Origin of the sequence: Jannaschia halovivens (assembly GCF_046452375.1) — a bacterium.
Classification (GTDB): Bacteria; Pseudomonadota; Alphaproteobacteria; order Rhodobacterales; family Rhodobacteraceae; genus Jannaschia; species Jannaschia halovivens.
The window spans coordinates 142,561-154,968 of sequence record NZ_JBKFDJ010000001.1; the positions used below are offsets into that span (position 1 = coordinate 142,561).

Below are 12,408 nucleotides of genomic sequence, written 5' to 3' on the forward strand. Positions count from 1 at the left end.
AGGATGCTCAAGACAGCCCCTCGCAGAACCGCTTGATGCGGGCGCAGGCCTCGGTCAGCGCCTCGTCCGAGGTGGCGTAGGAGACGCGGAAATGGGGGCTGAGGCCGAAGGCCGCGCCGAACACGACGGCGACGCCTTCCTCCTCCAGTAGGGCCGTCGCAAAGGTCTCGTCATCGGCGATCTCGGTGCCGGCCGCGCTGGTCTTGCCGATGCAGCCCGCAATCGAGGGATAGACGTAAAACGCACCCTCGGGCTTCGGGCAATCGATGCCGGGGCAGGCGTTCAGGCCCGCGACGACCAGGTCGCGGCGGCCCTTGAAGAGCGCCTGGTTCGGCCGGATGAAGGCCTGCGTCCCCTCCAGCGCCTCGACCGCGGCCCACTGGCTGATGGAGCAGGGGTTGGACGTGGATTGCGACTGCACCTTCCGCATGGCGGCAATCAGCGTCTCGGGCCCTGCGGCATAGCCGATGCGCCAGCCGGTCATCGAATAGGCCTTGGAGACGCCGTTCATCGTCAGCGTCCGGTCGATCAGCTGCGGCTCGACCTGCGCGGGGGTGGCGAAGACGAAATTGTCGAACACGAGATGCTCGTACATGTCGTCGGTCAGGATCCAGACATGCGGGTGGCGCAGGAGCACGTCGGTCAGCGCCTTGAGCTCCGACGCCGAATAGGCGGCACCCGTCGGGTTCGACGGCGAGTTGAAGATGAACCACTTGGTCTTGGGCGTGATCGCCGCTTCGAGCGCTTCGGGCGTCAGCTTGAAATTGGTCTCGATGCCGGCTTCCGCGATCACCGGCTCACCGCCCGCGAGCAGGACCATGTCGGGATAGCTCACCCAGTAGGGGGCGGGGATCACCACCTCGTCGCCTGGGTTCAGCGTGGCCACGAAGGCGTTGTAGAGCACCTGCTTGCCGCCGGTGCCGACGGTGACCTGCGCAGGCGTGTAGTCGAGGCCGTTGTCGCGCTTGAACTTGGCACAGATGGCCGCCTTCAGTTCGGGAATGCCGTCGACGGCGGTGTACTTGGTCTTGCCCGCCTCGATGGCGGCGACCGCTGCGGCCTTGATGTTCTCGGGGGTGTCGAAATCAGGCTCGCCCGCGCCGAGGCCGATGACGTCGCGCCCCTCGGCCTTCAATTCGCGGGCCTTGTTTGTAACCGCGATGGTCGGCGACGGCTTCACGCGGGAGAGGGTGTCGGACAGGAAGGCCATTGGGTCGTCTCCGGTTGGCAGCGGGCTCGTGCCCGTCCTAAGTTGCGTACGACCCGCGATCAAGGAGCCCGAGCGCATGAGCGACACCGACACCGCCGAGGGCGACTGGTACGATCCCGACGAGACCACATTCGGCGACCGGCTGTCGGGGGCGCGATCGGCCTCGGGCTACACCCAGGCGCAGCTGGCCGAGAATATCGGCGTCAAGCTCAAGACGATCCGCGCATGGGAGGAGGACCGCGCCGAGCCGCGCGCCAACCGCGTCTCGATCCTCGCCGGGGTGCTGAACGTGTCGCTGGTCTGGCTTCTGACCGGCGAGGGGGACGGGCCCGCCGACGACGACGCGATGCCGGTGCGCGACGCCCGCCTCGTGCGAGAGGTCCAAATCCTGCAGCGCGACGCGCTGCGCATCGCGCGGCGGCTCGACATGCTGGAACGGCGGCTGCGCGAGCGGCTGGACACCCCGTCGTGACCACCCCGGCCGAGGCCCGCATCAAGCGGATGCGCATCCGGGCCTGGCGGCGCGGGATCAAGGAAATGGACATGATCCTGGGGGGGTATGCCGATGCCGAGCTGGGTGGGTTGGACGCCGAGGGGCTCGACCTTTTCGAGGCGGTGCTGGGCGAGAACGACCACGACCTCTTCGCATGGGTCACGGGCCAAGCCGAGGCGCCCGCCCGCTTCGCACCGCTGATGGGCGAACTGGCGGCGCGGGTGCCGGGCGGCGCGCGCTGAGAAATCGAATGGCAGTTTAACAGAATATTCGGAAAGTTCGGTCAGAGAGGGGACGAACGACCAAGCCGGGATGACCTGCCATGAGCCGACTCGAGAAGTTCCAGCCGCGCCACACGCCGGATTTCATGTCCGGCTACCTCGATGCCCTGACCCTGGTGGAGCGGCTGCATCGCTTGCTTCTCGATGTCATCAAGGACGAGTTCGAACGCCTCAACATCCTCGAGATCAACGCGGTGCAGGGGCTCTTGCTGTTCAACATCGGCGACAACGAGGTCACGGCGGGCGAGCTAAAGACGCGCGGCTACTACCAGGGCTCGAATGTCAGCTACAATCTCAAGAAGCTGGTCGAGATGGGATACATGCATCACCAGCGCTGCGAGATCGACCGGAGGGCCGTCCGCGTGCGCCTGACTGCCAAGGGCCGCGAGGTGCGGGACGCGGTGGCCGCGCTCTTCTCGCGCCATGCCGACGGTATCCGTCATACCGGCGTCCTGTCGGATGCGGGCCTGATCGAGATCGTGGGCACGCTCCGGCGCGTCGAGCGCTACTGGGGCGAACAGATCCGCTATATCTACTAGCGCGACGCGTGCTGCACGGCGGGGCGCCGCGGCTGGTGCTCGGAGCCGAGACGGGCTAAGGCGATCGGCCGCGTTCGGTGCGATCCCGAATGCTGGTGAATCCACAGAAACACACCATGCGTTGATCCGCCTCGCGACCGCGCCATCGGCATCGCGGAAGGCCACCCGGAGCGACCCGACCCGATCGCGCGCATCTCGCGCCGGGCGCCGCCGCATCGGGCCGACCGACGCCGCGCCGGTGCCGTCGCCGCAGCCCGGCGGGCCTCGGGAATCCGCTTGCTTCCCCCCACCCGCCTCCATAGACAGGCGCCGATTTGCACCCGCCGCTTTCCGGCGGGGTTTTCGCTTATGGGGGCCCGCGAGCGGCCCGGTATCAAACGACAAGGACGAGACACATGCAGGTGACCGAGACCCTGAACGACGGCCTCAAGCGCGGCTACACCATCACGGTCCCCGCCGCCGATCTCGACGCCAAGGTCAACGAGAAGCTGACCGAGGCGCAGCCCACCATCGAGATGAAGGGCTTCCGTAAGGGCAAGGTCCCGATGGCCCTGCTCCGCAAGCAGTTCGGCGAGCGCCTCATGGGCGAGGCCATGCAGGAGACCGTCGACGGCGCGATGGCCGGTCATTTCGAGAAGTCGGGCGACCGCCCCGCCATGCAGCCCAGCGTCGTGATGACCAACGAGGACTGGAAGCCGGGCGACGACGTCGAGATCAGCATGACCTACGAGGCGCTGCCCGAGGTGCCGGATGTCGACTTCTCGGGCGTCGCGATCGACCGCCTCGTGGTCGAGCCGGCGCAGGCCGATATCGACGAGGCGCTGGAGAGCCTGGCCAAGACCGCCAAGACCTTCGTGACCAAGAAGGGCAAGGCCGCCAAGGGCGACCAGGTCGTGATGGATTTTGTCGGCAAGGTCGATGGCGAGGCCTTCGAGGGCGGCTCGGCCGAGGATTTCGCGCTGGAGCTTGGCTCGGGCCAGTTCATCCCCGGCTTCGAGGAGAAGCTGATCGGCGTGAAGGCCGGTGAGGAAACGGCCGTCGAGGTGACCTTCCCCGAGGAGTACCAGGCCGAGCATCTGGCCGGTAAGGCCGCGGTGTTCGACTGCACGATCAAGGAAGTGAAGAAGCCCGGCGAGGCGAAGATCGACGACGAGATGGCCAAGACCTTCGGTGCCGAGAGCCTCGACGCCCTGAAGGGCCAGATCTCCGAGCGTCTGGGGGCCGAGTACCAGGGCGCCGCGCGCCAGGTCGTGAAGCGTCAGCTGCTCGATCAGCTCGACGGTCTGGTGACCTTCGATCTGCCGCCGAGCCTCGTCGAGGCGGAAGCGGGCCAGATCGCGCACCAGCTCTGGCACGAGGAGAACCCCGAGGTCGAGGGCCACGACCACGAGAAGGTCGAGCCGACCGAGGAGCACACCAAGCTCGCCGAGCGCCGCGTGCGTCTGGGCCTTCTGCTGGCCGAGCTGGGCCAGAAGGAGGAGGTTCAGGTCTCCGACGCCGAGATGACGCAGGCCATCATGAACCAGGCGCGCCAGTATCCCGGTCAGGAGCGCGAGTTCTTCCAGTATATCCAGCAGAACGCCCAGGCGCAGCAGCAGGTCCGCGCCCCGCTCTTCGAGGACAAGGTCATCGACCTGATCCTCGAGCGCGCGAAGGTGACCGACAAGACGGTGACCAAGGACGAGCTGCAGGCCGAGGTCGAGAAGCTCGAAGACGCGTAAGCGCCGCGACACGCATGACCGAACCGGGGCGCCCATTGCGGCGCCCCGTTTTGTTTCAGTGGGTTATCGGGCGACATTCACGTCCTGGGATCGTCGACGATCCTAGTGCCATCGTGGCGGGCCTCGCCGGTTCGGATGGCTTGTAACGCGAGTTCCGTCAGGGGGCCCGAAGGCATCGCGCGGCCCTCGGTGCGGCTGCGACGGTCCTCGCGGACGAACACCTGGCCGCCGCGGGTTCGCCTGGACGGCGAACCCCCGTGGTGTTGCGCTATGACCATTGGTGCGGCTGTGACGGTCCTGCGGACCGTCACCTTGCCGCCGCGGGTTCGCCTGGACGGCGAACCCTTTATTCCGGCGTGACGTGGAGGACGCTGCCGTTCTCGAAATCGGTCAGGACGATGAAGCTGCCGTCGGGCTGGATCTCGATGTCGCGGACACGGCCGATGTCGCGCAGGAGGCGCTCCTCCTCGACCACCATCCCCGCGGCATCGAGCGACAGGCGGACGACGCCGCCGGGCTTCAGGGACGAGGCGAGGATGTCGCCGTTCCAGTCGGCGAAGGTCTCGCCCGAATGGAACGCCATGCCGCCGGGCGCGATGACCGGATCCCAGAAGTAGACCGGCTGCTCCATGCCGTCCTGCACGGCCTCGCCCGATCCGATCGGGCCGCCGCCCGTGAAGCCGTAGCGTTCGCCGTAGGAGATGACCGGCCAGCCGTAGTTCAGCCCCGCCTCGGGGCGGTTGAGCTCGTCGCCACCGGCGGGACCGTGCTCGATCGTCCAGAGCGTGCCGTTCGCATCGACGGCCGCCCCCTGGATGTTGCGGTGGCCCAGCGACCAGATCGTGTCGATCGCGCCGTCTTGCCCGACGAAGGGATTGTCGTCCGGCGTACTGCCGTCGGCATTGACGCGGATGACCTTGCCGTAGGTCTTGTCGAGATCCTGCGCGAAGGGCCGCTCCTCGTCGGAGAAGTGCTCGCCCGTGGTGATCGCCACGGTGCCGTCGTCGAGGAAAACGACGCGGCTGCCGAAATGCATCGGATTCTGGCTGGCGGGGGTCTGGACGAAGATGTCCTCGACGCCCGAGACCGACGCGAGATCCTCGGCGAGTGTCATGCGGGCGGCAGCCGTGGCCGAGCCGCCATCAACGGGCTTGGCGTAGGTGACGTAGATCATCCGGCTATCTGCGAAATCGGGGGCCAGCACGACGTCCAGGAGCCCACCTTGCCGCGCGGCCACGACCTCGGGCGTGCCGGTGATCGGATCGGACAGGGTGCCGTCGGCCGCAAGATGGCGCAGGCGGCCCGGTCGTTCGGTCACGAGCCAGCCGCCGCCCTCCGGCAGCGTGGCGATGCCCCAGGGATGCACGAGCCCGCCGGCGAGAAGCTCGGTCTTCAGCGAGACATCCGAGGAGACCAGCTCGGCACGGAACTGCTCGGGGAAGGCGGGCGGGAAATCGGTGTTCCGCTCGCCATAGGTGAAGCCCTGCGCCGTGGCGGCGAGGGGCAGGGCGACGAAGGTGAAGGTCAGGACGGTGTAGCGCATGGGATGGCTCCGGGTCGGCGTTTGCAGTACCCGAAGACCTAGGGCGCAGGGCCCCGCCGTCACCTCAGCGCGCGCGGCGCAGGGAATTGATCAGGTAGCGGAATTTTTCGCCCTGCACGGCGACATGGGCGCGCATGAGATCGGCGGCGCGCGCGGCGTCGCCTTCGGTCAGGGCGGCGAGGATGGCCTCGTGCTCGCGCATGGCCTGCGGCAGACGGCCCCGGACATGGAGCTGGATTCGGCGGAACGGGCGCAGGCGGCGGTTGAGCCGCTCCGTCTCGGCAGCGAGGAAGGCGTTGCCCGATTGCTGTCGGATGAGATCATGGAAGGTGGCGTTGTGATCGTAGAACTCGTCGGCGTCGCGGCGGTCCACGGCGGCCCGGCAGGCGTCGTTCGCGGCCCCCAGATCGGCGATGGCGGCGTCGGTGGCGCGCGCGGCGGCGAGGCGCGCGCAGGTCGCCTCGAGTTCGGCCATGACCTCGAACATCTCCATCAGCTCGACCGGGCCCGGCTCGCGGACGAAGACGCCGCGGCGGGGCACCTGTTCGACGAGACCGGATTGGGTCAGGCGCTGGAACGCCTCGCGGACGGGGGTGCGCGACACGCCGAACCGCGCCGCGACCTGCACCTCGTCCAGCCGGTCGCCATCGGCGTAGTCCCCGTCGACGATCGCCTGTTCGAGGTCGCGGGTGACGCGATCGGCGCGCGTGTGTGTGGGGCTCGCTCCGTCCATGCGGTGCATCGTGCCCCGGAAGTTCTTCGTATGCAAGGTTGTCGTCTTGTATGCAAGATTGTTGACAACGCATGCGGCCGCCGCCTACCCCTAGGGCAAGCGCGCCCCGGGGAGGGGGCGACGCAGATCAGGGAGAACAGCATGAAACTCGCACTCACGGCCACCGTGGCCGCCTTCGCATTGACCGGTGCCGCCACGGCCGCCGAACTGCGCCTGTCGCACCAATGGTCGACCGGCGATATCCGCCACCAGGTGGCCGAGATGGTGGCCGAAGGCGTCGCGGCCGCCGATGTCGACCTGGAGATCAAGATCTTCCCGTCCGCCTCGCTCTTCAAGGCGCGCGAGCAGTACCAGCCACTGAGCCGGGGTCAGCTCGATATGACGGTGCTGCCGCTGAGCTACGCGGGCGGCGTCCAGCCCTCCTACAATCTCACCCTGATGCCCGGCCTCGTGAAGAACCACGACCACGCCGCGCGCCTCAACGAGAGCGCGTTCATGGCCGCGATCGAGGAGAAGATGGCCGAGGACGATGTGATGGCGCTGGTCCACGGCTATCTCGCGGGTGGCTTCGCGGGCAAGGATTCCTGCATCACCTCGCCGGACGACATGGAAGGCAAGCAGACCCGCGCCGCCGGCAAGGCGTTCGAGCAGATGCTCGCCGGGGCGGGCGCGTCGATTGCCTCGATGGCCTCGTCCGAGATCTACAACGCCATGCAGACGGGCGTGCTTGACGCGGCGAATACCTCGTCCTCGTCCTTCGTCAGCTACCGCATCTACGAGCAGGTCGCCTGCTACACGCCTGCGGGCGACTACGCGCTGTGGTTCATGTATCAGCCGCTTCTGATCAACAAATCGACCTTCGAGGGGCTCACCCCCGAGCAGCAGGCGGCGCTGACCGAAGCCTCCGCCGCCGCCGAGGCCTTCTACCTGGAAGAGGCCAAGAAGGAGGACGCCGAATCCCGTCGCGTCTTCGAGGAGGCGGGCGTCGAAATCGCCGACATGACCGCCGAGGAGTTCGAGGCCTGGCGCGCGCTGGCGACCGAGACCTCCTACAAGGCCTTCGTCGAGGAGACGCCGGGCGGGCAGGAGCTGCTGGACCTCGCACTCAGCGTCGACTGATCCCGGTTCGGGCGGGGCCACGCGCGCCCCGCCCGACTGCACGCCCGCGCCGCGCGGCCCGTCCACCCGAACCGATCGGAGGCCCCATGGCCGGCCAGACCACAGCACAGGCCGCCCGCGACGGCGGCAACCCGTTCCTGCGAACCGTCGCCTGGATCAGCACCCTCGCCGGATGGGTGTCGGCGGCGATGATCGTCGCCGCGGTCGCCATCACCTGCCAGATGATCTTCGTACGCTTCGTGCTGAACGGCTCGACCGTCTGGCAGACCGAGGCGGTGATCTACCTGATGATCGCGGCGACGCTGGTGGGGCTTCCCTACGTCCAACGCCTGCGGGGCCACGTGAATGTCGACCTGATCCCGCTGGCCTTGAAGCCGCCGGTGCGGCGGCTGCTGGCCATGGTGACGCTCTCGGTTTCGGCGCTCGTGATCGGCGTGATGCTCTTCTACGCCTACGAGTTCTGGCACCTGGCGTGGTCGCGGGGCTGGAAGTCGGACACCGTCTGGGGCGTGCGGCTCTGGATCCCGTACCTATCGCTGGTCGTGGGTCTGGGGCTCCTGCTGCTCCAACTTCTGGCCGATCTTCTGGCGGTGATCCTGCGGATCGACGCGCCCTTCGGACTGGAGGATTGACGCCATGGATCCGCTCGTTCTCGGACTGCTCGTCGCGCTTGCCACGATCTTCGTCCTCTTCTCCGGCGTGTCGGTCGCCATCGGCCTGCTGATCGTCTCCGGGGGCTTCCTGATGCTGTTCGATGGCCTCCGCTCGCTGGAGCTGATGCCCGAGATCATGTTCGGCAAGCTCGACAATTTCGCCCTGCTGGCGATCCCGATGTTCATCATCATGGGGTCGTCCATCGCCTCGACCCGCGCGGGCGCCGATCTCTATGAGGCGCTCGAGCGCTGGATGACGCGGGTGCCCGGCGGCCTCGTGATCTCGAACCTCGGGGCCTGCGCGCTCTTCTCGGCGATGTCCGGGTCCAGCCCCGCGACCTGCGCGGCCATCGGCAAGATGGGCATCCCCGAGATGCGCAAGCGCGGCTATCCCGACGGCGTGGCCGCGGGCTCGATTGCGGCGGGCGGCACGCTGGGCATCCTGATCCCGCCCTCGGTCACGATGATCGTCTACGGCATCGCGACCGAGACCTCGATCGGGCGGCTGTTCCTCGCGGGCGTGATCCCCGGTCTTCTGCTCGTCGGTCTCTTCATGGCGTGGTCGCTCTATTCGACCTGGCGGTCGGGAGACGTGAACCTCTTGACGCCACGCGTCTACAGCTGGCGCCAGAAGGTCGAGATCCTGCCCCGCGTCCTGCCGTTCCTCGCGATCATCGTGGGCGTGCTCTACGCGATGTATGGGGGCATCGCGACGCCGTCGGAGACGGCGGCCGTGGGCGCGCTCCTCTGCCTCCTGATCGCGATGGTGATCTACCGGCTCTGGTCGCCCGCCAAGCTCTGGGACGTGCTGCGCGACTCTACGCGGGAATCGGTGATGATCCTCTTCATCATCGCGGCGGCGGGCGTCTTTTCCTACATGCTGTCCTCGCTCTTCATCACCCAGAGCATCGCGGAATGGATCGGCACACTCGAGGTGAACCGCTGGGTGCTGATGGGTGCCGTGAATGTGTTCCTGCTGATCGCGGGATTCTTCCTGCCGCCGGTCGCGGTGATCCTGATGGCGGCGCCCATCCTGCTGCCGATCATCCTGACGGCCGGGTTCGACCCAATCTGGTTCGCGGTGATCCTGACGATCAACATGGAGATCGGTCTGATCTCACCGCCCGTCGGCCTGAACCTCTACGTCATCAACGGCATCGCGCCCGACATTCCGCTGAAGACGATCCTGATGGGCTCGCTGCCCTTCGTGGCCTGCATGGTGGTTGCGATCATCCTTCTGTGCATCTTCCCCGGCCTCGCGACCTGGCTGCCGACGGCGGTGATGGGGTGATGCGGCTGGGCGGTCTCCTCGGGCGGGTCCTCGACCGGCCGCTGTCGCTGGGCCGGACCGTGCCCGACAGCCGTCCGCTGGACGCGCTCTGCCGTGCGCTGCTGGACGAGGCGGGCGAGGCGACGGGCCTGTCGCTGACGCGCACGATCCTCGACCGATACGACGCACTGGACGATGCGGGCCGGCTGGAGTTCTTCGGGATGCTGGCGCGGGACATGGATGTCGACGCGGGCGAGGTGCGCGGCACGCTCGACGCCTACGCCGACGCGCCCGGCCGGGCGAGCTACCGCGCCTTCGCCCGCGCCGCCGAGCCCGCCCGGCAGGAGTTCATCCGCCGCCTGAACCGGGCGCCCGGTGCGACGGCGCGGCTGGTACGGATGCGGGCCGATCTTCTGCGGCTGGGCGATCTGGACGGGGTCCTGGGCGCGCTGGACCTCGATTTTCGCCATCTCTTCGCGTCGTGGTTCAATCGTGGGTTCCTGCTGCTGCTGCCCGTCGATTGGCGAAGCCCGGCGCTGATCCTCGAGAAGATCATCGCCTACGAGGCCGTCCACGACATCGACGGTTGGGACGATCTGCGCCGCCGCCTGCAGCCACCCGACCGGCGCTGTTTCGCGTTCTTCCATCCGGCCATGCCCGACGAGCCGCTGATCTTCGTCGAAGTCGCGCTGACACGGGGCGTGCCCGGCTCGATCCAGACGCTGCTGGCCGACGACCGCGCGCCGATCGAGGCCGAGGACGCGGATACGGCGGTGTTCTACTCGATCTCGAACTGCCAGGCGGGGCTGGCGGGGATCTCGTTCGGCAACTCGCTGATCAAGCAGGTGGTCGCGGATCTCTCGGCCGATCTGGCGGGGCTCTCGACCTTCGTGACGCTGTCGCCGATCCCGGGCCTGATGGATTGGCTGACCGAGGGGACGCGGAGCGCGGATACGACCGATCCCGAAACGGTGCGGCGGCTGGCGGCGCTCTATCTGCTGGACGCAAAGCGGGGGCAGGGGCCGCGCGACCCGGTGGCGCGCTTCCATCTGGGCAACGGCGCGCAGGTCCACGCGATCCATGCCGGGGCGGATACGTCCGAAAAGGGGATGCGGCAATCTGCCGGTGCCATGGTCAACTACCTTTACGACCCCGCGCGGCTGGCCCAGAACCACGAGGGGCTGGCCACGCGTGGCACGGTCGCCGCCAGCGGGCCCGTGAAGGCGCTGGCCGTCGCCGCCCGCCGCCAAAGCTGACGGAGGCGCGCGATGAACCCGCTCTACGACAGGCTGTTCGGGCGCCACGCGGCGCGGGATGCGCCGTTCCTGCATCTGCCCGACGGACGGGTCATCAGCCATCGCGATTTCGGCCACATGGCAGGACGGATGGCCAACGCCCTGACGGCGGGCGGGCTGGTGCCCGGCGACCGGGTGGCGGCCCAGATCGACAAGTCGCCCGAGGCGCTGGCGCTCTATGCCGCCTGCGCGCGGGCGGGGCTCGTCTTCCTGCCGCTCAACACGGCCTATACCGCGGACGAGGTGGGATATTTCGTCACCGACTCCGGGGCGCGGCTGTTCGTCTGCGATCCCGGCCGGTCGGGCGAGATGGCGGAGGTGGCCAAGGCCGCGGGCGCGACGTTGGCGACCCTGTCGGGCGACGGGCGCGGCAGCCTGGCCGAGGACGCCGCCTCGGCCCCGTCGGAATTCGCGACCGTGGCGCGGGCAGGCGGCGATCTCGCGGCGTTTCTCTACACCTCGGGGACGACGGGGCGCTCGAAGGGCGCGATGCTGAGCCAGGACAACCTTCTGTCCAACGCCGAGACGCTGGCCGCGGCCTGGCACTTCACCGAAGGCGATGTTCTTCTGCACGCGCTGCCGATCTTTCATACCCACGGGCTCTTCGTGGCAACCAACGTGACGCTGGTGGCGGGGGGCGCGATGATCTTCCTGCCGAAATTCGACCTGGGCGAGATGATCGCGCAGATGCCGCGTGCGACCGCGATGATGGGCGTGCCGACATTTTACACGCGGCTTCTGGACGACGCGGGGTTCGACCGCGATCTGGTGGCGCATATGCGGCTTTTCGTGTCGGGCTCGGCGCCGCTCCTGGCCGAGACCCACCGCGCCTTCACCGAACGCACCGGGCATCGCATCCTCGAGCGCTACGGCATGACCGAGACGAACATGAACACCTCGAACCCCTACGAGGGCGAGCGGCGCGCGGGGACCGTGGGCCAGCCCCTGCCGGGCGTGGAGTTGCGCATCATGGAGGGCGGAACCGAAGTCGGGCCGGGCGAAACGGGCACGATTGAGGTCCGGGGACCGAACGTCTTTCAAGGCTATTGGAACATGCCCGAGAAGACCGCCGAGGAGCTGCGCCCCGACGGCTGGTTCATCACCGGCGATCTCGGGACGCAATCCGAGGACGGCTACGTCACCATTGTCGGGCGCGGCAAGGATCTGATCATCTCGGGCGGATTCAACATCTATCCCAAGGAGATCGAGCTGTTGCTCGACGACCAGCCGGGCGTGCTGGAGAGCGCGGTCGTGGGCGTGCCGCATCCCGATTTTGGCGAGAGCCCAGTGGCCGTCCTGGTCCCCGCGCCGGGGGCCGCGCCGGATTTCGACGCCATCCGCGCGGCGGTAAAGGATGGGTTGGCCCGGTTCAAGCACCCCGCGCGCTACGAGGTGGTGGACGAGCTGCCGCGCAACACGATGGGCAAGGTGCAAAAGAACGTTCTGCGCGACCGATATGCCGGTGCCTTCGGCTGAGCCCGGTGAGGGGGGCGCCGCCCCCCGTCCTGTGGACTCCCCCCGAGGTATTTCTGGCCATAGGAGCGGGCGGCG

General features: G+C 68.0%; 12 protein-coding genes. 9 read left to right on the forward strand and 3 right to left on the reverse strand.

Annotation, left to right across the window (positions count from 1 at the left end):
- Positions 1-7: 7 nt before the first annotated feature.
- Positions 8-1,210 (reverse strand): pyridoxal phosphate-dependent aminotransferase, encoded by a 1,203-nt coding sequence (locus ACK8OR_RS00770; RefSeq protein ID WP_410187573.1) that lies wholly within the window; start codon positions 1,208-1,210, stop codon positions 8-10.
- Positions 1,211-1,286: 76 nt separating this feature from the next.
- On the opposite strand from ACK8OR_RS00770, the gene ACK8OR_RS00775 reads away from it, so the two are divergent.
- From ACK8OR_RS00775 to tig, 4 genes are all read left to right on the forward strand, one after another.
- Entirely contained in the window at positions 1,287-1,682 is a 396-nt protein-coding gene (locus tag ACK8OR_RS00775) for a helix-turn-helix domain-containing protein (RefSeq protein ID WP_298431016.1), read from the forward strand.
- Positions 1,683-1,711: 29 nt separating this feature from the next.
- Complete coding sequence (locus tag ACK8OR_RS00780) at positions 1,712-1,945, forward strand: succinate dehydrogenase assembly factor 2 (RefSeq protein ID WP_410189848.1); 234 nt, start codon at positions 1,712-1,714, stop codon at positions 1,943-1,945.
- A gap of 80 nt (positions 1,946-2,025) precedes the next feature.
- Positions 2,026-2,523, forward strand: a complete 498-nt coding sequence (locus ACK8OR_RS00785; RefSeq protein ID WP_410187574.1) for a MarR family winged helix-turn-helix transcriptional regulator — start codon at positions 2,026-2,028, stop codon at positions 2,521-2,523.
- 395 nt (positions 2,524-2,918) lie between these two features.
- Positions 2,919-4,244: a trigger factor gene (gene tig, locus ACK8OR_RS00790; protein ID WP_410187575.1), complete on the forward strand. Its 1,326-nt coding sequence runs from the start codon at positions 2,919-2,921 to the stop codon at positions 4,242-4,244.
- A gap of 346 nt (positions 4,245-4,590) precedes the next feature.
- Here the strand turns inward: tig and ACK8OR_RS00795 are convergent, their stop codons facing one another.
- Positions 4,591-5,787, reverse strand: coding sequence for a PQQ-dependent sugar dehydrogenase (locus tag ACK8OR_RS00795; RefSeq protein WP_410187576.1), 1,197 nt, complete (start codon positions 5,785-5,787; stop codon positions 4,591-4,593).
- 64 nt (positions 5,788-5,851) lie between these two features.
- Complete coding sequence (locus tag ACK8OR_RS00800; protein WP_410187577.1) at positions 5,852-6,520, reverse strand: GntR family transcriptional regulator; 669 nt, start codon at positions 6,518-6,520, stop codon at positions 5,852-5,854.
- Between the two features lie 141 nt (positions 6,521-6,661).
- Here ACK8OR_RS00800 and dctP point away from each other — a divergent pair, with 141 nt between their 5' ends.
- The 5 genes from dctP (at position 6,662) to ACK8OR_RS00825 (ending at position 12,333) form a co-directional block, all read left to right on the forward strand.
- Positions 6,662-7,639 carry a TRAP transporter substrate-binding protein DctP gene (gene dctP, locus ACK8OR_RS00805; RefSeq protein ID WP_410187578.1) on the forward strand — a complete coding sequence of 326 codons (978 nt, stop codon included), beginning with the start codon at positions 6,662-6,664 and terminating at the stop codon, positions 7,637-7,639.
- Positions 7,640-7,725: 86 nt separating this feature from the next.
- Positions 7,726-8,271 carry a TRAP transporter small permease gene (locus tag ACK8OR_RS00810; RefSeq protein ID WP_410187579.1) on the forward strand — a complete coding sequence of 182 codons (546 nt, stop codon included), beginning with the start codon at positions 7,726-7,728 and terminating at the stop codon, positions 8,269-8,271.
- 4 nt (positions 8,272-8,275) lie between these two features.
- Positions 8,276-9,583, forward strand: coding sequence for a TRAP transporter large permease (locus ACK8OR_RS00815; protein WP_410187580.1), 1,308 nt, complete (start codon positions 8,276-8,278; stop codon positions 9,581-9,583).
- Positions 9,580-10,818 (forward strand): malonyl-CoA decarboxylase, encoded by a 1,239-nt coding sequence (locus ACK8OR_RS00820; RefSeq protein ID WP_410187581.1) that lies wholly within the window; start codon positions 9,580-9,582, stop codon positions 10,816-10,818. The genes ACK8OR_RS00815 and ACK8OR_RS00820 overlap by 4 nt, the downstream gene beginning before the upstream one ends.
- Positions 10,819-10,830: 12 nt before the next feature.
- Positions 10,831-12,333, forward strand: coding sequence for a malonate--CoA ligase (locus ACK8OR_RS00825; protein ID WP_410187582.1), 1,503 nt, complete (start codon positions 10,831-10,833; stop codon positions 12,331-12,333).
- Positions 12,334-12,408 lie beyond the last annotated feature (75 nt).